Annotated in this window: 18 protein-coding genes and 1 pseudogene; 6 read left to right on the forward strand and 13 right to left on the reverse strand. The window is 63.3% G+C overall.

Annotation, left to right across the window (positions count from 1 at the left end):
• The first annotated feature begins 189 nt into the window (after positions 1-189).
• Positions 190-5,349, forward strand: coding sequence for a YadA-like family protein (locus tag ACMGGG_RS08380; protein ID WP_414155258.1), 5,160 nt, complete (start codon positions 190-192; stop codon positions 5,347-5,349).
• Positions 5,350-5,699: 350 nt separating this feature from the next.
• On the opposite strand, the pseudogene ACMGGG_RS08385 reads toward ACMGGG_RS08380, so the two are convergent.
• The 8 genes and pseudogenes from ACMGGG_RS08385 to ACMGGG_RS08420 all read right to left on the reverse strand — a co-directional run.
• Positions 5,700-5,864, reverse strand: a pseudogene (locus tag ACMGGG_RS08385) (integrase); the annotation flags it as partial.
• Between the two features lie 76 nt (positions 5,865-5,940).
• Entirely contained in the window at positions 5,941-6,174 is a 234-nt protein-coding gene (locus ACMGGG_RS08390; protein ID WP_151923996.1) for a hypothetical protein, read from the reverse strand.
• Complete coding sequence (locus ACMGGG_RS08395) at positions 6,171-6,413, reverse strand: hypothetical protein (RefSeq protein WP_151923995.1); 243 nt, start codon at positions 6,411-6,413, stop codon at positions 6,171-6,173. Before ACMGGG_RS08395 ends, ACMGGG_RS08390 begins: the two co-directional genes overlap by 4 nt.
• 53 nt (positions 6,414-6,466) lie before the next feature.
• On the reverse strand, positions 6,467-8,923 hold the full coding sequence (locus ACMGGG_RS08400; RefSeq protein ID WP_414155259.1) for an ATP-binding protein: 2,457 nt from the start codon (positions 8,921-8,923) through the stop codon (positions 6,467-6,469).
• A gap of 2 nt (positions 8,924-8,925) precedes the next feature.
• The gene (locus tag ACMGGG_RS08405) at positions 8,926-9,570 is read right to left on the reverse strand and encodes a response regulator (RefSeq protein ID WP_414155260.1); all 645 of its coding nucleotides are present in this window, start codon (positions 9,568-9,570) and stop codon (positions 8,926-8,928) included.
• A 162-nt stretch (positions 9,571-9,732) separates the two neighbouring features.
• Positions 9,733-11,046: an EAL domain-containing protein gene (locus tag ACMGGG_RS08410; RefSeq protein WP_414155261.1), complete on the reverse strand. Its 1,314-nt coding sequence runs from the start codon at positions 11,044-11,046 to the stop codon at positions 9,733-9,735.
• A gap of 117 nt (positions 11,047-11,163) precedes the next feature.
• Positions 11,164-11,316 (reverse strand): hypothetical protein, encoded by a 153-nt coding sequence (locus ACMGGG_RS08415; protein ID WP_193217453.1) that lies wholly within the window; start codon positions 11,314-11,316, stop codon positions 11,164-11,166.
• A gap of 155 nt (positions 11,317-11,471) precedes the next feature.
• Positions 11,472-12,503, reverse strand: coding sequence for an alpha/beta fold hydrolase (locus ACMGGG_RS08420; protein ID WP_414155262.1), 1,032 nt, complete (start codon positions 12,501-12,503; stop codon positions 11,472-11,474).
• A gap of 252 nt (positions 12,504-12,755) precedes the next feature.
• Here ACMGGG_RS08420 and ACMGGG_RS08425 point away from each other — a divergent pair, with 252 nt between their 5' ends.
• From ACMGGG_RS08425 to ACMGGG_RS08435, 3 genes are all read left to right on the forward strand, one after another.
• On the forward strand, positions 12,756-13,247 hold the full coding sequence (locus ACMGGG_RS08425) for a GNAT family N-acetyltransferase (protein WP_063544307.1): 492 nt from the start codon (positions 12,756-12,758) through the stop codon (positions 13,245-13,247).
• Positions 13,248-13,289: 42 nt separating this feature from the next.
• Positions 13,290-13,643, forward strand: a complete 354-nt coding sequence (locus ACMGGG_RS08430; protein ID WP_054892690.1) for an SH3 domain-containing protein — start codon at positions 13,290-13,292, stop codon at positions 13,641-13,643.
• Between the two features lie 479 nt (positions 13,644-14,122).
• Entirely contained in the window at positions 14,123-14,317 is a 195-nt protein-coding gene (locus ACMGGG_RS08435; RefSeq protein ID WP_414155263.1) for a hypothetical protein, read from the forward strand.
• Between the two features lie 126 nt (positions 14,318-14,443).
• On the opposite strand, the gene ACMGGG_RS08440 is transcribed toward ACMGGG_RS08435, so the two are convergent.
• The gene (locus tag ACMGGG_RS08440; RefSeq protein WP_153773024.1) at positions 14,444-15,343 is read right to left on the reverse strand and encodes a LysR family transcriptional regulator; all 900 of its coding nucleotides are present in this window, start codon (positions 15,341-15,343) and stop codon (positions 14,444-14,446) included.
• A gap of 100 nt (positions 15,344-15,443) precedes the next feature.
• Here ACMGGG_RS08440 and ACMGGG_RS08445 point away from each other — a divergent pair, with 100 nt between their 5' ends.
• Complete coding sequence (locus ACMGGG_RS08445) at positions 15,444-16,202, forward strand: sulfite exporter TauE/SafE family protein (protein ID WP_054892693.1); 759 nt, start codon at positions 15,444-15,446, stop codon at positions 16,200-16,202.
• A gap of 1 nt (position 16,203) precedes the next feature.
• On the opposite strand, the gene ACMGGG_RS08450 is transcribed toward ACMGGG_RS08445, so the two are convergent.
• Complete coding sequence (locus ACMGGG_RS08450; RefSeq protein ID WP_063544316.1) at positions 16,204-17,622, reverse strand: GGDEF domain-containing protein; 1,419 nt, start codon at positions 17,620-17,622, stop codon at positions 16,204-16,206.
• Between the two features lie 146 nt (positions 17,623-17,768).
• Positions 17,769-19,601: an SLC13 family permease gene (locus ACMGGG_RS08455; protein ID WP_054892695.1), complete on the reverse strand. Its 1,833-nt coding sequence runs from the start codon at positions 19,599-19,601 to the stop codon at positions 17,769-17,771.
• A gap of 162 nt (positions 19,602-19,763) precedes the next feature.
• Here ACMGGG_RS08455 and ACMGGG_RS08460 point away from each other — a divergent pair, with 162 nt between their 5' ends.
• Positions 19,764-21,560: a glycoside hydrolase family 15 protein gene (locus tag ACMGGG_RS08460; protein WP_414155264.1), complete on the forward strand. Its 1,797-nt coding sequence runs from the start codon at positions 19,764-19,766 to the stop codon at positions 21,558-21,560.
• Between the two features lie 78 nt (positions 21,561-21,638).
• Here ACMGGG_RS08460 and nuoN read toward each other — a convergent pair whose 3' ends face one another.
• Entirely contained in the window at positions 21,639-23,108 is a 1,470-nt protein-coding gene (gene nuoN, locus ACMGGG_RS08465; protein ID WP_054892697.1) for an NADH-quinone oxidoreductase subunit NuoN, read from the reverse strand.
• Between the two features lie 7 nt (positions 23,109-23,115).
• Positions 23,116-24,648: an NADH-quinone oxidoreductase subunit M gene (nuoM, locus tag ACMGGG_RS08470; protein ID WP_054892698.1), complete on the reverse strand. Its 1,533-nt coding sequence runs from the start codon at positions 24,646-24,648 to the stop codon at positions 23,116-23,118.
• Positions 24,649-24,689: the final 41 nt, after the last annotated feature.

The following is a 24,689-nucleotide window of genomic DNA, read 5'->3' on the forward strand; positions in this document are numbered from 1 at the left end:
TCGTTGCTCCGGTTTAGGAGTAGTCCGATGTCGTCAAAACATGACGCTCGTCACAATCCGCTCTCGAAATCGCTGCCCGCCATTCGCGCGGGCAGTCGGGTCAGCCGTATGGAAATTGCCCAAGCCGCCGGGTTGCCGTAGCGCTTGTGCGCACCAGTTACTGCCACAGGGTTCGTTATTGTGAAAGTCATGTCACGCCTCGTTTTGCAGGCTGTTTGTCTGCGTGCTGTTCCACTCAACCCGATTCGCGCCATCATCCGTGCGCTTCACCGCAACGACATCAGCAGTGTGCCACGGGACTGGCAGGCGCTCGGGCTGTTGACCCTGAGCGGTATCTCGGCGCTCCTGGGCATGGCCGCGGCCGAGGCGGGCAATGGCGTGCATATCAATGCGAACCCCGACGGGGAATGCACGAGTTTCAATGATCCCCAGGAAGGAATCTGGCGTCTCAGCGAAAGTGAGCTGCGCAGCGGCACCTTCACGTTCAAGGATCGGTCCGGTAACTGCAATGCCAGCAGCAAGAGCGGGCAGACCGGCAGCGTACTGATCTACCGTCCGGATGCCGGCGTTGGCGCGACCTCGATGTCCCTGGGCGGTGAGCTGTATGTCAACAGCGGCCGGCTGATGCTGGGGGATGCGGCCGGCAACTTGGCCATCGGGCAGGTAGGGAAAACACCAGAGGGGCGAGCCATCGACTTTTCGGCCAGCGGCGGCGGTATGGCGATTGGCCGCGGCGCTGTGAGCTCGATGCTCCATAGCATTGCGTTTGGGCAGGAATCAGAAGTAAAAAGCCCTGAAGTAAATAGCCCTTACGCGGTAGTCTTCGGCAACCGCAGTTTTGGTAACAATGCCCATACTACCGTGTTCGGCTCGGCCGCGAATGCCGTTGGCGAAGCCGCCACCATTGCGGGTTCTCTCGCCATTGCCCGCGGCGATTCTTCCTTTGCAGGCGGCCGTTTTGCCCAGCCATCGGGGAGCGCCGCCGTGGCACTGGGGCGTTCGGCTATCGCCAGTGGTACCAACAGCCTGTCGGTGGGCTACACCTCCCGCGCCCGGGACAGCGATGGCGTTGCTCTGGGCAGCTTTTCGGTGGGATTGGTCGGCGCGCTTCGTGAGGTGGCGCCCGTCACGCTCAATGGCCAGACCTACAGCGTTGACCGGACCCATGCCATCAGCACGGTCGCCCTGGGAGATGTGGCCCGCTGGCGCCAACTGATTTACGTGGCGCCCGGAAGCGTCAACCCGACCAGTACCGACGCCGTCAATGGCGCCCAGTTGTTCGTCGGCTACGACGCCATTCGCCGGCTGGGCGAGCGCGAGCTGGTGGTCAGCCGCTCCGTGGCCGATGCACTGGGCACGGGCATGGGGGCCCAGGATGGCAAGCTGGTGGTGCCGCCGCTGGCGCTGACCAGCCTGGCACCAGCCGAAAAACAGCCGAGCAGCCTGTTGGGCGCGCTCAAGGCCCTCGACCGTTCGTACAAGGGCACCGACCAGAACCTGGGGGCGGTTTTCGACCGTGCCTTCGAGACGGCAATCGAAGTCGATCAGTGGGCCCCCGACAACCGGCTGCGCTGGAACCCGGAAACGCAGTCCTACAGCGCCGCCCGTGGCGACACTGCACAGAACCGTATCGTCGACCTGGCTGCGGGCGAGGTCGACACCGACGCGGTGAACAAGGGACAACTGGATACCGTTGAGGCATCGGCACTCACCGCCAAGCGTGCCGCTGACGCGGCCAAGACGCTGGCCGACGGCGTGCACCGCACGGCAACCGATGCCGAGGCAGTGGCAAGCCGGGCACAAACGACAGCCGCCCAGGCCGAACGTGACGCCGGTGAAGCTGGCCAGGCTGCCACCGCCGCGCGTGACACCGCCGCTGCCGCAGCAGGAGCGGTGGTCAAGGCCCAGGAGGCTTTAGAGGCGGCGCAAGGTACGGTGAGCGCGGCTGCAGATGCTGCCCGCAACGCCCAGGACGCTGCCGGCAGCGCGCGCGCCGCTGCCAGCCAGGCTGACGAGCGCGGCCATGAAGCCAAGAGAGATGCCGCGGCTGTCCAGGCTCACGCCGAAGCGGCCACGAACGCCGTGAGCGAAGCGCGCGGCGCGGTGGATACCGCCGGGCAACAGGCCGAGGCAGCGAAGACCGCAGCCACCCAGGCCCAGGCAACGGCCGATGGCGCCCAACGCACCGCTGCGATGGCGCAGGACACCGCAACAGCTGCACAGGGCGCGGCGGACGGGGCCCAACGCACTGCCGACACGGCCGGGCAGGCCGGGCTCAATGCCCAAGTGGCCGCCGAGGCCGCCCAAGGCACGGCCAACCGAGCACAGGATTCCGCAGCCACTGCGCAGCGGACCGCCGAAGGCGCACAGGGCACCGCTGACACGGCCCTGAGTGCCGCCACCCGTGCCCAGCATGCGGCCGATGCCGCACAAGGTACGGCCGGCTCCGCCGCCACCGCTGCAGAGGTGGCGCGGCAGACCGCCGACGCCGCCGAGCACACTGCCCGGGGGGCCCAGACATCGGCTGCTGCGACGCAGCAGGCCGCAGAGGCAGCCCAGGCCACCGGTGAGGGTGCGTTGTCTACCGCCGCAACGGCCCAGGTCGCCGCAGAAACCGCCCAGGAAACGGCCGATGCAGCCGTCAGCGCGGCATTCATCGCCCAGCAGCATGCCGCCTCTGCACAAAGCACCGCCGATGCGGCCCAGGCCTCGGCATCGACGGCCCAGCAGACCGCGACGGCTGCCCAGCAGACGGCCGATAGGGCCCTGGCGTCGGCCTCGTCGGTTCAACAGGCCGCGAACGCCGCACAAGGCCAGGCGGATAACGCCCAGGCCGCGGCCGCAATAGCTCAGCAAGCGGTGACGGGCGCACAGGGGGCTGCGAATACCGCAATGACCTCGGCCACTGCCGCGCAGCAGGCCGCCACCGTGGCCCAGGGCTCCGCCGATCAGGCGCTCAGCGCAGCCGACACCGCACAAGGTTCCGCCGACGCGGCCCAGGGCACGGCTGATCGTGCACTGACGGCAGCTTCCACTGCGCAGCAGGCGGCGGGTGATGCTCAACGAACCGCTGACAACGCCTCGGCCTCGGCCGCCACGGCACAACAAACCGCCGAGGGGGCACAGCGCACGGCGGATAGCGCCCTGGGCTTGGCGGCGCATGCCCAGCAATCGGCCGATGCCGGGCAGGCGAGTGCCGACGGCGCCCTGAGTGCCGCAACCGGCGCCCGGCAGGCGGCGGGACGTGCCCAGGCAACGGCTGACAGCGCACTGAACGCCGCCGGTGACGCGCGGCGCTCTGCCGAAGCCGCGCAAGGTACAGCGGACACTGCACGGGGCACGGCCTCCACGGTCAATGAACGTGCGGCGGTTGCGCAGGGCGCCGCCGACACCGCACTGCGGTCGGCCTCGACTGCCCAGCAGGCTGCCGAGGCCGCCCAGGGGACTGGCAACGCTGCCAAGGCCACTGCCGACACGGCGGCCGGCCAGCTGCAGGGCATTGGCGCCGGCGAAACCGTGGTCGAACGCATCAACGGTGCGATCAAGGGGGCGGCGGATTCGGCCAGCGAGTTTCTGGCGCAGGTGCTGGGGGGCGGTTCGACGGTAGGAGCCGACGGCCAACCGACCGCGCCGTCCTATTCCATTGGCCAGGTCGCCGAGGATGGTAGCGTCCAGCCGTCGACGCAGACGCATGACGACATCGGCGCTGCCCTCGGCGCGCTGGACGGCAACGTTGCGACGCTCAGCGGTGCCTTACAAGGTCAAGGCGAGGCGCTTGGAGCATTGGCCCAGCACGCTGACAGGCTGCGTGATGGCAGTCTGCTGTGGGACGAAGCCAGCGCTACCTACAGTGCCGGTCGTGATGACCAGCGGGCTACCCCTGCTCGTATCACTCACCTCGCCGAGGGTCTGGCCGCAACCGATGCAGTGAACATGAGCCAGCTCGACGCCGTTGAAGGCGTGGCCACAGAGGCGCAGGGCACCGCCGAACATGCTCGAGAAGTCGCCGAGCAAGCCCGGGTTACAGCCGCTGGCGCCATGGCGATGGCCGATGACGGGCATGGCACCGCCGAGGGGGCCCAGCGTACCGCTGACCAGGCACAGGCATCCGCCGCCGATGCCCGCCAGACCGCTGACCTGGCGCAGGCCACGGCCGGACAGGCCAGCCAGCTTGCCGAGCGCTCTGCTGGCCAGTTGCAAGGGCTGGAAAACGGGGAAACGGTGCTCGGTCGTATCCGGGACGCTGCACGTGATGGAAACCAGGCATTGGCCTACGCTTTGGGTGACGGGGCAGCGGTCAATCCCGACGACACACTCAACGTGCCCACCTTCAATGTGACGGGCGTGGGCGCGGATGGCGCGCCGTCGCCGGTCGCCGCTAGTAACGTGGGGCAGGCCATCACGGCGTTGGACGATTCGCTGGTAGCGGCCAACGACAAGGCGGACAAGTCCAGCGCCGACGCTAGCGACGTGCGTGCGCAGGTGGCGGCCGGAGAAGTGGGGCTGGTCCGGCAGGCCCCGGCCAGCCGCGATATCCAGATTGCCAAGGGGACTGACGGAACCCGCGTCGATATTGCCGGGAACCAGGGGCCGCGGACCTTGGGTGGGGTGCAGGACGGTGCGCTTGGTACGGACAGTACCGATGCGGTCACCGGGCGCCAGCTCGATGCGACGAACCAGCAGGTTCGGCAGCTTGGCCGGCAGGCTGCCGTCATGGCGGTGGACAGCCAGGGCGATGGCAGCGACAAGGCCAGCGTCGCGCCGAGTAGCCGGGCCGTGGCGCTGGGCAGTAATGCCCGGGCGACGGGCGAGCACAGCGTTGCCACCGGTGCCGGTGCGGTCGCCCAGGGCACGCGTAGCAGCGCCCAGGGTAGCGAAGCGAAGGCCAATGGGGATAACAGCGTTGCCCTGGGAACGGGCTCCCAGGCGGATCGAGCCAATAGCGTGGCGGTGGGTTCAAGGGGCGCTGAGCGTCAGGTGACCCATGTGGCCGACGCGGCCCATCGTACCGATGCGGTCAACCTGAGGCAAACCACGCGGCTTTCCAGCCAGGCCGCCAACCGCACGCTCCATCAGGCCAACGCCTATACCGACCGCCAATTGGGGTACTTGCGTCAGGATGTCTATGCGGGTGTGGCTTCGGCGATGGCCATGGCCGCATTGCCAGCAGCATCGTCGGCGGGCAAGTCGATGCTGGCCATGGCCACCGCGGTCTATGAAGGGCAACCGGCCCTGGCAGTCGGGCTGAACGCCCGGTCGGCGAGCGGCCAATGGACTTACAGCGCTGTGGGGGCGGGTACTGCGCGTGGTGACTTCGGAATAAACCTAGGATTGGGTTACCACTGGTAATCGTTCGGTTGCTGGGGTGAGCCTGAATGCTGGTAAATCAGACAGCAAGAAAGGCAACCCCAAGCACAGCTTGCCTCATGGGTCATCGTAGCCGGGCGATTGGAAGTCCTGCCCCGTCTAATTCATATGGTGGTTCGTTACGCCATAAACGCAGCATCGGTTGATTATTCTGCCCAATACAGAAACTGCTGTGCACGACGTACACGTAAAGCTTGAGAGGCTTATGCGTATCTTCCAGGTTTACTGAGCAAGAAAATATGATGAAAACTGCCAGATACTGCGGTTAACGTTCACACGTGCAACGGATGTGTGGCATACATCGCCGGATCAAGGCCTACGGCTTTCACTCAGCCTTTGACGATACGAGCGTATTGACGAGTAGATAGATGCTCTGATGGATGCACAAAGGTAGTCCTCGTTGCGTAGCTGGGCCCGATGTATTCAGGTCGCGAGAGCAGATCGTGCTTGTCAGTTATCTCGAACTGCACAGGTCGCTGCGTTTTCTGCTGCATCAGCGCCCCGGTCAGACCCTCCTAGATATCGCCAGCAGACAGATGCCCATCGAGCGCGCAACAGTCGAATCGATACGTCTCAATACTCAAAGAATAGGCATCTGCTGCGTACCAGCAATTTTGAAAATTCGTTGAGCCGCTGCGCTTCCTCCTGCAACAAGTCGATCACATAAAGGATGGTCTCGGCGTATTCCTCGGGTACGCCGGCCTGGTACTCATGGAGGTCGACGATACAGCTTTCGATGATGAAGGCGGTCCGCGATATCCGATCTTGTAGCAAGTGAGCCAGGTAAAGACTGTCGATTGAACTCATTGGTGGTTCACAGTCAGTAGCTCAGCACGGTGGGCGTAGCGCTGGGTGATGCCTATCGACAGGCTCCTCAGCGCATCGGCTTCGCTGTGCAACAAACTGATAATACCGTTGACGCTGTTGGCCTCCGCGCTGGTGAGTTTGCGCAGGATTAACAGCAAATCGGTGGCACAGCTTTCGTTGACCGACGCCGACTCAATCAGGCGCAGTTGCAGGTGCTGGATGCAGTGAATGGAACTCATGGGTCGCCTTTGGTTGCGCATGACAGAGAGCGGCCTGGTGGCCTGAGACGGTTTTAGCCTTGCGCGCCCGGTGAACCAATAGGACTGGTCCGAATTTCAGTTGCAGGACTTTGCGCCGCCGCAGGCGATTGCTTGGGGTTGTTGGTGCTGCGCAGCGCTATGACCAGGGCGCGCAATGTTGCGCGGTAAGCGGGGTCGTGCCAGGGCCTGGCGGCCTTGAGCAGGGCTTCCAGTTCAGCGGCCTCGCACGCCACGGCGGGCCACTCGATACTCAGCGCCGCGCCATGCAGCCGATGCGCGGCATGCAGGGCAGGCTCCAGCTGGCAGAGGGCAATGGCTTCGAGCAGGGCGAGCAGGTCTTGTTCGAAGGCTTCGCGGATGCGCACGTCGCTCATCCTGTCGGCTTCGGAGAAGGGGTGTGGGATCAGCGTCAGTTGCACGCCACACCACAACTCTATGGCGTCCTGCAGTTTACCCACGCTGATCGGCTTACCCAGGATGCCGTCCATCCCGGCATCGAAGCAGCGGCTGACATGTTCGCTGCCGGTAGACGCGGAAATCGCGATGATCGGGCAGCGTGCCTGGGCAGCGTCGTGCTCTATCATGCGGAACATCTGGGTCAGCGAATAGCCGTCCTGGTCGGGCAGGTCGCAGTCCATCAGGATCAGGTCGTAGGTGCCTTGTTCGAAACAATCCATGGCTTGAGCGCCATCCTTGGCAATCACCGCCGTACAGCCGAAACCCTCGATCTGGGCCTTTAGTACCGCCTGGTTGGCCACGGTGTCTTCCACCACCAATATGCGCAGGTTCTGTGTGGTTGCCGCCGGCGCACGAGGAGGCAAGGTTTTCAGGTGATTTTCCAGTGCGCCGGCCGAGGCTAGCTCGGCTGGCAGCGACAACTCCATGCGCGTGCCTTGGCCCGGCGTACTGTCGAGGGTGATGCCACCGCTCATCAACTGCAGCAAATCACGACAGATAGCGAGCCCCAGGCCAGTACCGCCGGAGCGCCGATGTGTACGCGCCGCCTGACTGTATGGCTGGAACAGCCGCTGCTGAGCCTCGGCGCTGATACCAATGCCGGTATCCGTTACCGTCAAACGGATGTGCTTGAGTGAAGGGGTGTCCGTGTCGGCGATCAGGTAGGCCACCTCGATACCGCCCTGTTCGGTGAATTTGATCGCGTTGGACAGCAAATTGTGCAGCACCTGCGCCAGGCGGGTGTCATCCAGCATCAGCAGGGGCGGATCAACAGGCCCCACAACGCTGATCGACAGATGCCGTTCACGGGCACGCAAGCTGTGCAGATCGACTACGTTTCTGACCAGGTTGGCGAGGTTCACGGGCACCGGCTCGAGTTTCACCTGGCCAGCCTCAAGCCTTGAGATGTCGAGCACATCGTCAAGCAGCGTCAGCAGTGACTGCGCGCCGTTACTGGCCAGCTGCACGAAGTGCTGTTGCGTGCGGTCCAGCGGCGTGTTGTGCAACAGCTCCACAGAAGCCAGGACCGCGTTAATCGGTGAGCGAATTTCGTGGCTCATCACCGCCAGGAACATGGCCTTTTCTCGTTCGTTACTCACCGCCCGCTGGCGCTGGCGATGGGCTTGATACGCCAGGCCCGCCAACATCAGCACCACCAGTGCAGTCAGGGCGACTTCATGGGGATAGTGGTCAGTGAGCTCATGTAGCCCCATCTCTGGCGTTGCGTGCCCTTCGATCCAACTTGCGTGCAGCTCTCGGGTTTCCTCGAGGCTCAACGAGTCCAGTACCTGCTGGATGATCCCGAATAACATTGTGTCATCGGCACGCGTGCTCATGGCGAGCTTCGAGCCCATATCGGCCACGACGCCACCAATCTGTAGCTGGCCCTGAAACTGCCGGTACAGGAAGGGCACGAGGTAGGCCTCTGTAGCTATCGCGGCGTCTGCGGTGCCATCAGCCACCTGCTGCAGCATGTTCAGCGCGCTGCCTCCGATGATGGTGCGGGCTTTCGGTGCCTTGATATCGAGAACCTCGCGGTAGCGATCGGAGAAGGGCACGGTCACGGTCAGTTCATTGAGTTGGTCGAGACCGATAATGGGCGGATGAGTGGCGCGAATGACCACTACTGCAGTGGTGTTCAGGTAGAAACTGGTATGACGCAAGCGCGGATCCTGGCCACTGGGACCATTGAGGCGCACGGCTGAGATCAGGTCGGCCTTGCCGGTCGCCAGCATTTCGGCGCGCTCCTGTACCGAATGGGCCGGGATGTATTCCAGGCGCATGCCTGTCCTGCTTGCGATCAATTGCAAGTATTCTGCGGAAAGACCTCGGAGGTGGCCGTTTTCCATGTATTCGATGGGCATCAAGTCTTCGACCACGGCAACGCGCAATACCGGATGCTTTGCGATCCAGGCGCCTTGCTCGGCGGTGAGCGCAAACGGCACCGGTGGATCGTTCTCCAGGGCCCAGGCGTTGGGGGTGCATAACAGGGCAAGAAGAAGCCAGGTGCGCAGATGGCAACGGACGTGCATCGTCAGTCCAGGGTCTTCATGATTTTGAACAGGCCGTTGTTGGAGGTGACACCCAGCTTGCGGAAGGCAGTCGCTTTCTGGGCGCTGATGGTCTTGATACTGCGTTTGAACTTGTCAGCTATCTCGGTCACCGTCATGCCCTCCAGGTAACAGCGGATCACCTCCTGCTCGCGTGCCGACAATCCGGCGCGATCGAGCGCATTGTCGCTGATCGGTTGCTGGGCCGTGTCAACCAGACGGATGGCGTCCGCCACCTGGTAGGACATATCTGCGCTGAGGTAGATTGCACCTGAGGCGACGGTGCGAATGGCCTTGACCAGGCCCGAGAGGTCTTCGCCTTTTCCGACGAAGCCACGGGCACCCACTCGCAATGCAAGTGAAACGGTGGCTGATTCGTGGTGGGTTGACAGCACCAGGATCCGGCAATCAGGGAAGCGCGCACGTAGGGCGCGTATCAGCGAAACACCATCGAGCTCGTCGCGTCCCAAAGCAAAATCCAGCAACAGTACCTGCGCCGGGGTGGCAGCCATGCCTCGCAGCAGTTCGCGGCTGTTTTCATAGACTCCGACAATTTCAATGCCGGGCTCCTCGCCAAGGTGACTGACAAGGCCGTGCCGAACGACGGCGTGATCGTCAAGCAGTGCCACACGTAGGGGTTTCATAGATGCCAATGAACACTCGATAAAGGTCAAGCGACCGTAAGATTAAAGACTATGAACATGGCCGATACCAGTGCCTGGGCAAGCAGATAAATGAACACAGGGTCCTCCTGCACACGCGGGATATGACGGCCTGTACAGGTGCTGCCACTATGGCAGAAGCATATCGACGAACGCGTCTCGCTCCAGAGGGCGTGCCAGGGCGAACCCTTGTCCGGTTCGGCAACCCAAACGGCTGAGTAACTCGATGCTAGCGGCGTCTTCTATGCCCTCGGTGACCAGGTTCAGGTTGAACAATCGCGCCAGGCCGACGATGCCGGAAATGATCTCGCTTGACTGTGAAGACTGCCCCACGGCCCGGACCAGCGATCCGTCGATTTTCATTTCGTCAAAAGGTATGCGAGCCAACAGCGCAAGGGTCGCGGCGCCGGCCCCAAAATCATCTAGCGAGACCTTGAAACCTTTCGCACGCAAGGCTGTGATCGAGGCTGACAGTGCCAGTTCGTTGTCCGCTGCCATCTCTTCGGTCAGTTCGATTTTCAGGCGCCGGGGGGGCAGTCCTGCCTTGAGCATCTTGTCCGCCAGCCGCGTGGCCAGCCCCGCAGCGCAGAGTGTGCGGGCCGATGCATTGATGGCGATGGGGATATCCAGCCCATGACGATCAAGGGTGCCCAGGATTTCGATCACCGACTTTTCGATATAGCTGAACAGTAACAGGTCGAGTCCCAACTGATTGACCAATGGAATCAGAATGGATGGCGGCACCTCACCGTATCGCGGATGCCGCCAGCGGACCAATGCTTCGGCGCCGACCACTCGCCGGCTGGTCAGGTCGTATTGGGGCTGCAAAACCACCCGTAGTCCCTCGCCCGTGGCCAGTACAGTGACAACATCATCCTCGCCGATCAGGTTTTCCAGCTTTTCCGGCTGGGCGCTTTGCGGCCGGGGATGTTCAGTGCCTGCGAGCTTCTCGAGTACCTGCGGCAGTTGGATGGGATCACTCTCGCCGACGATCTCGACGTGAACGCCTGCGGCTTCGGCAAGGCGGGCATGGGACGCCAGCGCGGTGGTGGATATACCATTTAGCGACTCTTGCCAGTCGTGCTCATTACCCGTGTCCGGCTCGGTTGTAAGGGGGCCCGGGACGCTCTGTGCTGTCCAGACGATGTGCGGAATGCTGCACAGGCGACCGGACGTATTCATCTCACTCACCCAGCATGGGAGCATGAGGCTGTCGACCTGGTTGGCATGGATCTCGGCCATGATGATGTCCACCGTCTGCTTGCGCAGGCGAGTCATCAGGCTGTTCAGCGAGTCGAGATGCTCGATGTGGAACAGCTCGCTGTCACCCAGACGGGCAATCATGCGCAGTGCGTAGTGGTTATCGTTGCTGAGTATGACCACGCGGGTCCGGGAAGCGGGCGCGGTGGCGATGACGGGGTTTGCCATCTTGAAGTTGCTCATTGGTTGACCTGTTGGCATTTGAGCAATTGGCCATTAGCTACTCCATAAGACTGGGCCTAAAAGGCCTGTGCGAGGCGGAGTCGCTGCCGCGCTGCCGGCAGGCCAGACGGCTCATTTTTAGGAGTAGGCCGATGGTCGATGTGACATGCGCTGCGCAGAATCCGCCGCTAGCACCGCCAGCCCGGCAGTGCAGATGTCGGCGCTCAGTGGCCTTTTTTTCAAGGCGCTGAGCAGTTCGTCACGCTGGCTGCGGTACAGGCGTTTCATCATGTAGCGATCCGGGGCGCGTCCAATACCCGGGCCAAAGCACTGCTGGGATTCCGACCTGCCACAGGCCATTGACCTTTATTGTCCTGATGACCTGTTGTCCTGCGCAAAAAGCCCTGGCATGCCAGGGCTTTTGTTTGTGGATGAGCCAGGGCCGGTCAAAGGTGGTCGGCGTCCACCACTGCCTGTGCGAAGGCAGCAGGTGCCTCCTGCGGTGGGTTATGGCCAATCCCGCCGGTCAGCAGGCGATGCTCGTACTTCCCGGTAAAACGTTGCCGATAGGCGTCTGCCGGCGGATGCGGTGCGCCGTTGGCGTCACCTTCGAGGGTGATGGTCGGTACCGTGATTGCGGGGAACTTGGCCAGTTTCGCTTCCAGCGGGTCGTATTGAGTCTCGCCCCGCGCCAGGCCCAGGCGCCAGCGGTAGTTGTTGACTGTTATCGCCACCTGATCAGGGTTGTCCAGCGCCTTGGCACTGCGATCGAAGGTGGCATCGTCGAATGCCCACTTCGGCGAGGCGAGTTGCCAGATCAGCTTGGCGAAATCATGGCGATTCTTTTCATACCCGGCACGGCCGCGCTCGGTGGCGAAGTAGAACTGGTACCACCATTGCAGCTCGGCACTGGGCGGCAGCGGGGCCTTGGCGGCCTCCTGGCTGCTGATGAGATAGCCGCTGACCGAGACCAGTGCCTTGACCCGTTCGGGCCACAGGGCCGAGACGATGTCGGCGCTGCGCGCACCCCAGTCGAAGCCGGCGAGCACGGCCTTTTGCACGTGCAGGGCGTCCATGAAGGCGATCACATCGCTGGCCAGGGCCGAGGGTTGAGCGTTGCGAGGTGTCTTGTCGGAGAGGAAGCGGGTGTCGCCGTAGCCGCGAACATAGGGCACCAGGACGCGATAACCCTTGGCAGCGAGCAGGGGCGTCACGCTTTCGAAGCTGTGGATGTCATAGGGCCAGCCGTGCAGCAGGATGACTACGGGACCGTCGGCGGGGCCCTGTTCGACGTAGGCGACATCCAGCACGCCGGCCTTGATGTGCTTGAGCGGGCCAAAGGTGTCGTGAGCGGTTTGCGTGCTTGGGGCGGCAGGCATTGGGTCGGCGGCGAAGGCTGCGCCTGTGGCAACGAGGCTCAGCGGCATCAGTACGGCGGCGAGCAGAGCGGGGTATCTGAAACGGTGAGGGCTGGACATGGACATTTCCTTGGCTTGGCCGTGGGGCGGGGGTGGCAACCAGTAAAATGTCGGGGTGTATCAAGGATGTGTCTGATGACGTTGGGTGTGGTTTTCCTACGTATCTGCGCTGGGTTTTGATACGTAAACATACAAAAGCGGGGGGCACAGGTAATGCTCGGTTAAGCAGGGTGTGATGTGTGATCGCGGTGCGAAGCTGAGCCGCTGCGGTTAGGATGTCGTCCTCTGCTTATCGAGACACGGACCTGCCCCATGAATACGCCTGTTTTCCGCCCCGCCACGCCTTCGGATGTGGACCGCTGCTATCACATCGAAACCACCGCCTACGAGGGCGACGAAGCGGCCACGCGGGAGAAGATTGCCACGCGCATCGCCCAGTACCCGGAGGGTTTCCTGGTGCTGGAACAGGACGGTCAAGTGGTGGGTTTCATCAACAGTGGTTGTGCCCACGAGGTGGTGATGTCCGATGAGGCGTTCAAGGAACTGGTGGGGCACGATGCCCAGGCGCCCAATGTGGTGATCATGTCGGTGGTGGTCGATCCGGCGTTTCAGGGGCGCGGTTTCGCCGGGCAACTGATGACGCGCTTCATCACGCAGATGCGTGAACGTGGCAAGGCGACCATTCACCTGATGTGCAAAGACCAGCATGTAGGGTTGTACGAAAAGATGGGATATGAGTACGTGAAACCTTCCAGCTCCGATCACGGTGGCATGGCTTGGCATGAAATGGTCATGAGCCTCTGAGCGACTGCCAGGACTGATTCTTCTATAGCCAGGGAGCGGCATATGAAATACGTGGTGATCGAAAGCCATCGCAGTGAATACCCCCGACCCATCAGCTTCGCCCGAGGGACGTTGTTGCAGATCGGGCAGCGTTACGAGGGCGAGGAAGACTGGCAGGACTGGTACCTGTGCAGTTGTGAGGGGCAAGAGCCAGGCTGGGTACCGGGGCAACTGATCGAGCGGCTCGGTGTTGGCCAGGGGCGGGCACTGGAGTCGTACTCGGCCTATGAGCTGGACGCTGATCCCGGACAGGTGATGGTGGGGCTGCGGCGTTTGAACGGCTGGCTCTGGTGTCGGCGCCAGCGCAACGGTGAACTGGGGTGGTTGCCGTTGGAAAAGTTGCGACAGATGGACTGAACGACCAATCTGATATGCTTTTTTTCCAGCAACCTGAATCTGTAACCGTATCAGCCAAGGCCTGACAATGCCCCTCAAGCCCAGCCGTACGAAGCGGTATGCGCTGGGCAAGCGCGGCTGCACCGTATCCCTGACGGGCAGCTCTGCCGTTCAGTCCCCACTTTGTCGAGGTTCCAATGGGCAAGCTTGCGTTGTTCCTGGGTGGTTTCCTGATGCTGACGATCCTGATCGGCTTGCTGGGTACCATCCCGCCGGGCTGAAATGCCCGTCCAACTTTCCCGAGCCCGTCTACCCGTGAGACGGGCTCGATGCGTTTTACCTCCTGCTACGCCTCTCATCGACTTTCCGTCGGCTTCTTGTTGATATTTATTCTTGTTTGATGACCGCTCGTGTAATCTCCCGCGGCCGTTTTCGGCGCCTGAGCGTGGGGGCGTCTGGAGTTTTGGCTTGACGGCAGCCCACCTGTCTCGGAGTCGTACATGGAAAGCAAGAAGGGCACTGCAGCGATGCTGGAGTGGCGGGAGCGGTTCGTTGGCACAGGTATCGCCAGCGAACGGGATTACGAGCAGGCACTGCTCTGTGCCGAACAACTCGAGCAGGCCGGGGCGATCAACGTTGGCGAGTGGATCGAATTGGTCAAGCTGGCCAATGCTGCACTGGTGCGTGTGCGATAAGTCGTTATCTGGCCTCGGAATTCTGTCCACAAAAAACGTGGGTAGGTCTGTGGATAAAACGCTACAAGCCAGGAGTGAAGCGGCCTTTGTTAAATTGAGCAGAATTTGTACAGCACCATCTGAGGGTCAGGGACGCGCATGCCGCAGCGCCTGCAGCAGTTCACGGACCCGAGCCGGTTGTTCGCCTGGCGGATAGAGCGCATGCATCTGTGGATCCTGGCCGCTGCTGGAGGTCAGGTGATACGCCGGACATACCCGCAGCAAGCGCCCGGCCTGCACTTGTGGCTCGCCCAGCCAGTCGGCAAGGCGGGCGATGCCGGCGCCTGCCAGCGCGCTTTGATACACCGCAGTGCCAGCGGACAAGCGCAGGCGCGGACGTGGTCGCAGGCTGGTGATCTGGCCGTCGCGGCAGAAATGCCAAGCCTTGAGGATGCGCGGAGCGGTGTGCAGGATCAGCGCATGGCCGCTCAACTCCTCTGGCTCCAGTGGCAAACCGTGTTGCTGCAGGTACGCCGGGCTGGCGTACAGGTGGCGGCGGTAGTTCCACAGTGGATAGCCGATCAGTTCGCTTGACTGGGGAAAGGCGCCGCGCACGACGAAATCGAACTTGCCTTGCACCGGGTCCAGGGCCTGGTCGACGAACTGTACGTCCAGGGTTACCTGGGGGTGACGCTGGGAAAAGTCTGCGAGTACCGCTGGCAGTACTTTCTGGCCTAACAGTTCGGGCACTGCGAAGCGGATCCAGCCTTGTGCCGAACCGCTCAGCGCCGCCAGCTCATCGGCGGCATCACGTTGCACCTCCAGCAAGCGCTGTGCATGTGGCAGCAGGTGCTCACCGGCTTCGGTCAGGGTCACAGCGTTGGCACTGCGATTGAGCAGGCGGGTGCCAGCGTTGTCCTCCAGTGCCTGCACCGCGCGGGTTACGGCGCTGGGTGAGCGCCCCAGCGCGCGGGCGGCGGCGACGAAGCTGCGCTTGTGGGCGACGCTGACGAAGGCCTGTATTTCGCGCAGCATGTCCAGTGCCATGGCGAGTTCCTCATTGCGGTTTGTGCAATATGGCATTTCAACACAGGTGCGGCCATTTGATTAGGCTTTGCGCACGCTCTCTCTGGCTGGAACCTTTCAAATGACGGATATCGTCCTGTTGTCCCTGTTCGCTTTCGCTGCCGGATTGATCGATGCTGCGGTCGGCGGCGGCGGGCTGATCCAGATTCCGGCATTGTTCAATGTGTTGCCCGGTGCTCAACCGGCAGCGCTGCTGGGCACCAACAAGTTCGCGTCGGTGTGCGGCACGGCTTTCGCTGCGCGCTCGTTCATTCGCAAGGTCAGCCTCGACTGGGGGCTGATCGTGCCGGCGATGGCCAGTGCCTTCGTGATGTCGTTCGTCGGGGCTGCGACCGTGTCGTTGGTCCCTCCCAGCGTGATGCGCCCAGCGGTGCTGGTGCTGATCGTGTTGATGGCGATCTACACGTTCTGCAAGAAGGACTTCGGTGCCGTGCACACTCCGACGCGCATCGGCCGCAGGGAACAGTGCCTGGCGGTACTGATCGGCGGTGCCATCGGTTTCTATGACGGTCTGTTCGGCCCTGGCACGGGCAGCTTCCTGATCTTCCTGTTCATCCGCTTTTTCGCCCTGGATTTTCTCCACGCCTCGGCGTCGGCCAAGCTTGTGAACATCGCCACCAATCTTGCAGCGCTGGTGTTCTTCGTGCCCTCGGGTAACGTGCTGTGGGCCATTGCATTGCCGATGGCGGTGTTCAACATCCTGGGGGCTTTGACGGGTACCTGGTTGGCGGTACGCAAGGGGGCAGGGTTCGTGCGCGGGCTGTTCCTGGTGCTGCTGTGCGTGCTGATCGGCAAGCTTTCGTGGGACCTGATCGGCTGACTCAGACGACCTGGCGCTGGGCCTGCTCGACACGATTGCGGCCATGGGCCTTGGCGCGATACAGCGCCTGGTCGGCGTCGGCCAGCAAGGCATCAAGGTCGGCTATCGGTTGGCTATCGTTGCAGCCACTGACACCGATGCTCACGGTGATACGCAGTGGCACCTCGCCTTGCACCATCTGCAGGTCCTGCACGGCCCGGCGCAGACGCTCGGCAGTGAACGCGGCCTGTTCAGGAGCCAGCCCCGGAATGACGATGACGAACTCCTCGCCACCCAGGCGTGCGAACAGTTCGCCATCGTGCAGTTGGTCCTGCAGTGCCCTGGCGCATTGGCGCAGGACGTAGTCGCCGACGGCGTGGCCATGGCGATCATTGATGGCCTTGAAGTAGTCGATATCGAGCATCATCAAGGTCAGCGGCAGCGTCTGGGCATGCTGCTGCCGGCCTTCGAGCAGGGCGTTGGCCTGGCGAGTGAAGGCGCTGCGGGTCAGGGCGCCGGTCAGGTGATCGATGGTCGCCTGGTGCGCCAGGCGCGACAGCAGGGCGCGGTTGGCGTTACTCACGCAGGCCACCACCAGCGGCCCAAGCACCAGCATGGCGATGCCCAGGCGAGCCGACATCAGCGCAGTGACGCCAGGCTCGCTCTGCGGCACGCTGAAATGCATCAGGTTCTGGGCTACGGCAACGATGAGGGTGCTACCCGCTGTCAGGGTCAGCAACGAAAGCATGAAGGGGGAGTAACTCAGGGCGCACCACAGCAGCGCAGAAATGGGGAAGGCGATTGCGCCAGGGCCGCCGAAAACGATACTGAGCACCAGCGACGCCAGCAGCACCAGCAAGGGTGCCAGTCGCACAGGCAGCCCTCCGCTGCGCACCAGGGCCGGGAGCGACGGCGCAGTGAGCATGATCGGCAGCACGAGTACGCTGGTGGAGAACTGTTCGCTGAACCAGGCCAGCCAGGTGGTGCGCAATGACTGATCGAACCAGGGCGCGGCCATCACGCAGGCGAGGCTCGCAGCCACCACGGCCCCTGCGGCACAGGCAGCGAAGACGCGCAGTACGCCGTGAGGTGTACGCAGGCGCCGGTGGGAGCGGGGCAAGTGCGCCAGCAGACGCCAGAGAGTGACGATCGCACCGACGTTGCACAGGTTGAACCACAGGGCCGGGCGCCACTCGCTGCCACAGATCAGATCAGCACTGACCATCGCCAGGTACATCAGGGCCACGCCCAGGATACTGCCCTGGCGGGGATGGCGCAGCAGAACCCCGGCCAACACCGCATTGACCGGCCAGAACAGCGACAGGGATTCGATCGGCCTGGCCAGGATACCGCCCAGCGTCAGGGCGAAGGTCAGGCCAAACAGGATCAACGGAGGCAGCAGGCGCGACTGGGCTGAAAACACCATGGGCTCGACCGACAAGCGGGAACGTAATCCAGGACGACTACAGCGAACACCTGGGACACATGGCTTGCAGTGTGGTTCATGAAACGAATTGATGTCAATTGGATATTAGTTTGTGCCGATCCTCCCTGATATTTCAGGTTTGGTACAGGTTTTCAGCCGGCTCACTGCAACCCGAAGAACCAGGGCACCATCACCACGGTCACACCCATCACCAGCAGGGTGAAGGGCACACCGATCTTGACGAAGTCGGCGAAGCGGTACTGGCCCGGGCCGAGCACCAGGGTATTGACCGGCGAGGACACCGGCGTCATGAAGGCTGCCGAGGCGGCCAGGGCCACGGTCATGGCGAAGGGGTACGGTGACATCCCCAGCTGTTGCGCCGTGCTGATTGCAACCGGAGCCATGAGCACTGCCGTAGCCGTATTGGAGATGAACAGCCCGATCACTGCGGTGAGGGCGAACAGGCAGGCCAGGATGGCCAGCGGGCCGGCGCCGCCGAGCAGGCCGACCAGCCCGGTGACGGCCAGGTCGATGCCGCCGGTCTTCTGCAGGGCCAGGGCGAAGGGCAGCATGCCGACGATCAGTACCAGGCTTTGCCAATGGATCGCGCGGTAGGCGCTGTTCATGTCGATACAGCGCCCGGCGCCCATCAACAGGCAGCCGATCAGCGCAGCGAGGACATTGGGTACCAGGCCGCTGACCATCAGTCCGACCATCACCGCCAGGCTCAGCAAGGCGTGCGGAGCACGGGCGCGCGCAGGCGCCACCTGATCGACTTCGGCTGGCAGGCTGAGTACCAGGAAGTCGCGCGGCTGACTTTGCAGCTGGCGCACGGCCTTCCAGGGGCCGATGACCAGCAGGGTATCGCCCAGGCGCAGTTTCTCTTCCACCAGTTGCTCATCGACCGCGTTCTGCTCGCGGCGCAGGCCGACCACATTGAGGCCGTAGCGACTGCGAAAGGCCAGCTCCAGGATAGTCTTGCCGATCAGTTGCGAACCGGGCGGCAGCGAGACCTCGGCCATGCCCACTTCCTGCGATTGATCGATGAAGTAGGCGGCCTTGAAGTGCAGGGGTTCCAGTTGCATGGTCTGGCACAAGCTGCGCAGATCGTCGCGATTGGCGAAGAGGTCGAGCAGCAGCACATCGCCCTGTTGCAGCAAGGTGCCGGAGTCGGCGGCGATCACCCGGGTGGTGAATTTGTGCTGGCGCTCGATGCCGACCACATTGGCGCCATGGCGGGTACGTAATTCGAGCTCGCCAAGGGTATGGCCGATCAGCGGCGAATGTGGACGAATGCGCAGCCGCCGCTCGCGGCCGCTGAGTTTGTAGTCCAGCACCAGGTCGAGCAGGGTGCGACGGCTTTCGCTGCGGCCGTCCTTGCGCACCTCGCCGTTGAGCCAGCGGCGGGTCAGCAACATGTAGCCCACACCCAGCACCAGGATGACCAGGCCGAACGGGGTGAAACTGAAGAAGTTGAAGCCCTCCAGCCCATGGCGTACCAGCTCGCTGTGCACCACCACGTTCGGTGGCGTCGCCACCAGGCTGAGCATGCCGCTGATCAGGCCGGCGAAGCTCAGCGGCATCATCAGGCGGCTTGGCGAGCGCTTTTGACGCGCAGCGATGCTCAGCACCACCGGGATGAAAATCGCCACCACCCCGGTCGAACTCATTACCGAGCCAAGCCCGGCGACTGCGACCATCAACAGCACCAGCAAGCGTGCCTCGCTGTTGCCGGCGCGTTCGCTCATCCAGTCGCCGATGCGGTAGGCGATGCCGGTGCGCACCAGGCCTTCGCCGATCACGAACAGCGCGGCGATCAGCACCACGTTGGGATCGCTGAAGCCGGCCAGGGCCTGCTCGACGGTGAGGATGCCGGACAGCGGCAGAAACAGGATCACCAAGAGGGCAACCACATCCATACGGGGGCGGTTGAGGATGAACAGGGTGACGACGATGGCCAGCAGGCCGAGGACCAGGAGCAGGTCGGAAGACATGGGGCAGGGTGATCCTTCACGGGTTGGGGCTGGGGAGAACAGTAGCAGGCCAGGGAGGCGACGTCGTTGATGTACTGCAGGATTCGGGCGAGGGGCGCAAAGCGTGCTCGGTTGTGGTCACAAGCAACAGAGCGAACCCAAGCCTCAATCCAAGGAGCTCCAATGCCCGCGCACATCGAAGACTATGCCCTGCTTGGCAACTGCCGTAGCGCAGCCCTGGTCAGCCGCGATGGTTCGATCGACTGGCTGTGCCTGCCCCGTTTCGACGCCCCGGCGGTGTTCGCCGCCTTGCTCGGCAATGAAGAAAATGGTCGCTGGCGCCTGGCGCCCAGCGACCCGCTGGAGCAGTGCAGCCGGCAGTACCTGGGCGATACCCTGGTACTGGAAACCACCTGGACCACTGCCAGCGGCCGTGCCCGGGTACTCGACTGTATGCCCCTGGGTGAAGAAAACGCCGTGCTACGCATCGTCGAAGGTCTTTCGGGGCAGACCCGATTCGAGCTCGATCTGGTGCTGCGCTTCGACTATGGCCGCAGTGTTCCCTGGGTGGAGCGGCTCGATCCACTGACCCTCAGTGCTGTTGCCGGCCCCGACCGGCTGATCCTGCGTAGCACGGTCGGGTTGCATGCAATGGACCATCACAGCGTCTGCCGCTTTCATGTGGGCGCGGGCGAGCGGCAGGTGTTCGCCTTGCGTCATCAACCCTCGCACCTGCCCGACACGCCGGATTTCGACGCTGATCAGGCGCTCGCACGCACCCTGGAGCTCTGGCAGGACTTCGCTGCCCGCTGCCCTGACATGGGGCCGCACAGCGCCCTGGTGCGTCGCTCGCTGTTGACCCTCAAGGCGCTGACCTATGCGCCCACCGGCGGGATCGTCGCCGCGGCCACCACTTCGCTGCCCGAGCGCATTGGTGGCGAGCGTAACTGGGACTATCGCTATTGCTGGTTGCGGGACGCCACCATGACCCTGCTGGCGTTCATGAACCTGGGGTACTTCGATGAAGCGCAGGCCTGGCGCGAATGGCTGCTGCGCTCGGTTGCCGGTAATCCGGAGCAGATGCAGATCATGTATGGCCTGGCAGGCGAGCGCGACCTGGCCGAGTTCACCTTGCCCTGGCTGGCCGGGTATGAACGCTCAAGCCCGGTGCGCATCGGCAACGCAGCCTCCGGGCAGCGCCAGCTGGATATCTATGGTGAGGTGGCCGATGCCATGGCCCAGGCGATCAAGGGCGGGCTGCCCCGCCACCCTCGCAGTGCGGCAATCGCCCGGTTGATCATGCCGTATGTGGAGCGCATCTGGCGCGAGCCCGACGAAGGAATCTGGGAGGTGCGTGGCGGTCGCCAACAGTTCGTGCATTCGAAGGTGATGGCCTGGGTCGCGTTCGATCGTGCGGCGAGTCTGGCTGAAACCACCGAGGAAGATCGCGAACGTGGCAGGCATTATCGTCACGTAGCCGAGCAGATTCACCGAGAGGTGTGCGAGCTGGGGCTGGACGCTGGTGGGCAGTACTTCGTGCAGGCCTATGGTTCGAGCGAGCTCGATGCCAGCCTGCTGCAGATTGCCCTGACCGGTTTTCTGCCAGCGGAAGATCCGCGTTTCTTGCGGACGCTGGAACAGATCGAGCATCGTCTGCTGAAGAATGGTTTGTTGCTGCGCTACGACAGCGACAGTTGCAGCGACGGCCTTGCGCCTGGGGAGGGGACCTTCCTGGTGTGTTCGTTCTGGTTGGCTGACGTGTATGTGCTGCTGGGGCGTCAGGCCCAGGCGCAGGCCTTGTATGACCGCCTGACCGGGTTGTGCAACGACGTGGGCCTGCTGGCCGAGCAGTACGATCCGCTCGGGCAGCGAATGCTGGGGAATTTCCCGCAGGCGTTCAGTCACATCGGCATTATCAATACCGCGTTGAATCTGCACCGAGCTGAATGCCCGGCGCGCGACCGTGCTCGCTGTGGTTGAAGGCGGTGGCCGGTTTTACCGGTGCCAGAAACAAGACACCCCGCCGAGGCGGGGTGTCTTGATACAGCGCAGAACGAATCAGCCCACCAGGTGCAGGCCAGCCTGTTGAACCAGTTCCAGCAATGGCTGCGGGTATACACCCAGCACGAAGGCCAGGATCGCAACCGCCAGCAGCATGACGCCGCCGGTACGCTGTTCCCACTTCAGCGGCGCATCGTGACGACGCAGGTTCGGCTCTACCAGGTACAGGGTCACCATGACCCGCAGGTAGTAGTACACGCCGATGGCGCTGCCGATCACCAGAGCACCGACCAGCCACCACAGGTGCGATTCGACGCCGGTGGCGATGATGTAGAACTTGCCGATGAAGCCTGCAGTCAGCGGGATACCGGCCAGCGACAGCATCATCACGGTCAGTACCGCGGTCAGGTACGGACGGCGCCAGAACAGGCCGCGGTACTCGTACAGCGCGTCGGCGTCACGGCCGGCGTACGGCGAGGACATCAGGGTGATCACGCCGAAGGCGCCCAGGCTGGTGATCACGTAGGTGACCAGGTACACACCCATGGCCTCCAGTGCCAGGCCCTTGCTCGCCACCAGGGCGATGACCAGGTAACCGAAGTGGGCGATGGACGAGTAACCCAGCAGACGCTTGAGGTTGCTCTGGGTCAGCGCCAGCAGGTTACCGACCAGGATCGAGGCGACGGCGATCACTGCCAGTACGGTGCTCAGCACGCCACTGCTGGCGGCAGGGGAGAGCATGAACAGGCGCACGACCACGGCGAATACCGCAACCTTGCTGGCGGTGGCCAGGAAGGCGGCGACCGGTGCCGGGGCACCTTCGTACACGTCCGGCGTCCACAGGTGGAAAGGCACGAGCGACAGCTTGAAGGCCAGGCCTACCAGCATCATGCCCAGGCCCAGCTGGGCCAGCAGGCTTGGCATGCTGGTGGCGGCCAGGGCCTTGCCCAGCTGGTCGAAGGTCAGGGCGCCGGCATCGGCGTAGAGCAGGGCCATGCCGAACAGCAGGAAGGCCGAACCTGCAGCCGAGAGCACCATGTACTTGATGCCGGCTTCCAGCGAGCGCTTGTTGAAGAACGCGTAGGCTACCAGGCCATAGACCGGCACCGACAGCAGCTCCAGGCCGATGAACAGGCCTGCCAGGTGGTTGGCGCTGACCAGCACCAGGCCCCCGAGCGCCGACATCAGCAGCAGCAGGTAGAGTTCTTCACGGTTGCCCGGGAAGCCCTTGGAGCCTTCGCCCAGGTAGGCGTGGGCGAGGGTAACGCAGGCCAGGGTGGCCACCAGGATGATCGCCATGTACAGGCAGGCGAACTTGTCGATGGTCACCAGCGAGGTGACCGCCAGCGGTGCGACTTTCAGTGCCGGCAGGATCGACAGCAGGGCCAGGTTCAGGCCCACGGTGGACAGCAGGAAGGTCTGCGAGTGGTTGCGCTTCCAGGCGATCGCCAGCATCACCACCACCGTGGTGATGGTGGTGATCAGCATCGGCGCCAATGCGATGAAGTGTTGAGTGGTGAATTCCATAGCGCTCTTACCGGGCCGAAGCGAGTTGAGTGAAAGCGGAACCGAGCCACTGCTGCACACCGCTCATGGTGGCGGCAGAGGTGTCGAGGAACGGCTGCGGGTAGACGCCCAGCACGATCAGCAGCACCGCCAGGCCCAGCACCATGATCAGCTCGCGTCCGTCCATGCCGGCCAGCACGGTGTCGGCTTTGGCCGGACCGAAGTAGGCGCGGTGGATCATGATCAGCGAGTAGACCGAACCGAACACGAGGCCGGTGGTGGCGATCACGGTGATCCATGGCACGTGGGCGAAGCTGCCGATCAGGATCAGGAACTCGCCGACGAAGTTGCCGGTGCCCGGAAGGCCCAGCGACGCGGCGGCGAAGAACAGGCTGATGGCTGGCAGATACGCGATGCGGTGCCACAGGCCGCCCATCTGGCGCATGTCACGGGTGTGCAGGCGCTCGTACAGCTGGCCGGACAGGATGAACAGCGCCGCAGCCGACAGGCCGTGGGCCAGCATCTGGATCACCGCACCCTGCAGGGCCTGCTGGCTGCCGGAGTAGATACCGATCAGCACGAAGCCCATGTGCGAGACGCTGGAGAAGGCGATCAGGCGCTTGATGTCGGTTTGGGCGAAGGCCAGGAAGGCACCGTAGAAGATACCGATCAGGCCCAGGGTCATGGCGATCGGCGCGAACTCGGCCGAGGCGTTCGGGAACAGCGGCAGGGCGAAGCGCAGCAGGCCGTAGGCGGCAGTCTTCAGCAGGATGCCGGCGAGGTCGACGGAGCCTGCAGTCGGCGCCTGGGCGTGGGCGTCAGGCAGCCAGGAGTGGAACGGAACCACTGGCAGCTTGACCGCGAAGGCGATGAAGAAGCCCAGCATCAGCAGGTATTCGACACCTGGCGGCAGCTGTGCCTTGAGCAGGTCGCTGTAGTTGAAGGTGATCACGCCGGTGGCGTTGTAGTTGACCAGCACCAGGCCAAGGATCGCCACCAGCATGATCAGGCCGCTGGCCTGGGTGAAGATGAAGAACTTGGTCGCCGCGTAGATCCGGGTCTTCTTGCCATCTGCCGAGCTGTGACCCCAGAGCGCGATGAGGAAGTACATCGGCACCAGCATCATTTCCCAGAAGAAGAAGAACAGGAACAGGTCCAGCGCCAGGAACACACCGACCACGCCGCCGAGGATCCACATCAGGTTGAGGTGGAAGAAGCCGACGTGGCGCTGGATCTCTTTCCACGAGCACAGCACCGAGAGCACACCGAGCAGGCCGGTGAGCAGGATCATCAGCAGCGACAGGCCGTCCAGGGCCAGGTGGATGCTGATGCCGAAGCGCTGGATCCACTGGACTTTGTATTCCACAGCCCAGGCAGGTTCGGCGCCCGGAGCGGGGGCGAGGGTGTAGTCACCGGTGCCCCACAGCCACAGGCCGATACCGAGCAGCAGGGACATGGTCAGCAGCGCGATCCAGCGCGGCAGGGTGGCGCCGAAGCGCTCACCCAGCCAGCACAGGAAGCCGCCGATGAAGGGGATCAGGATCAGCCAAGGCAGAATCATGACGGGTTCGTTTCCTTTCGCAGAGTCGCAAGGTTCGCGAG

Origin of the sequence: Pseudomonas sp. BNK-44-b, assembly GCF_047456245.1 — a bacterium.
Taxonomy (GTDB): domain Bacteria; phylum Pseudomonadota; class Gammaproteobacteria; order Pseudomonadales; family Pseudomonadaceae; genus Aquipseudomonas; species Aquipseudomonas machongensis.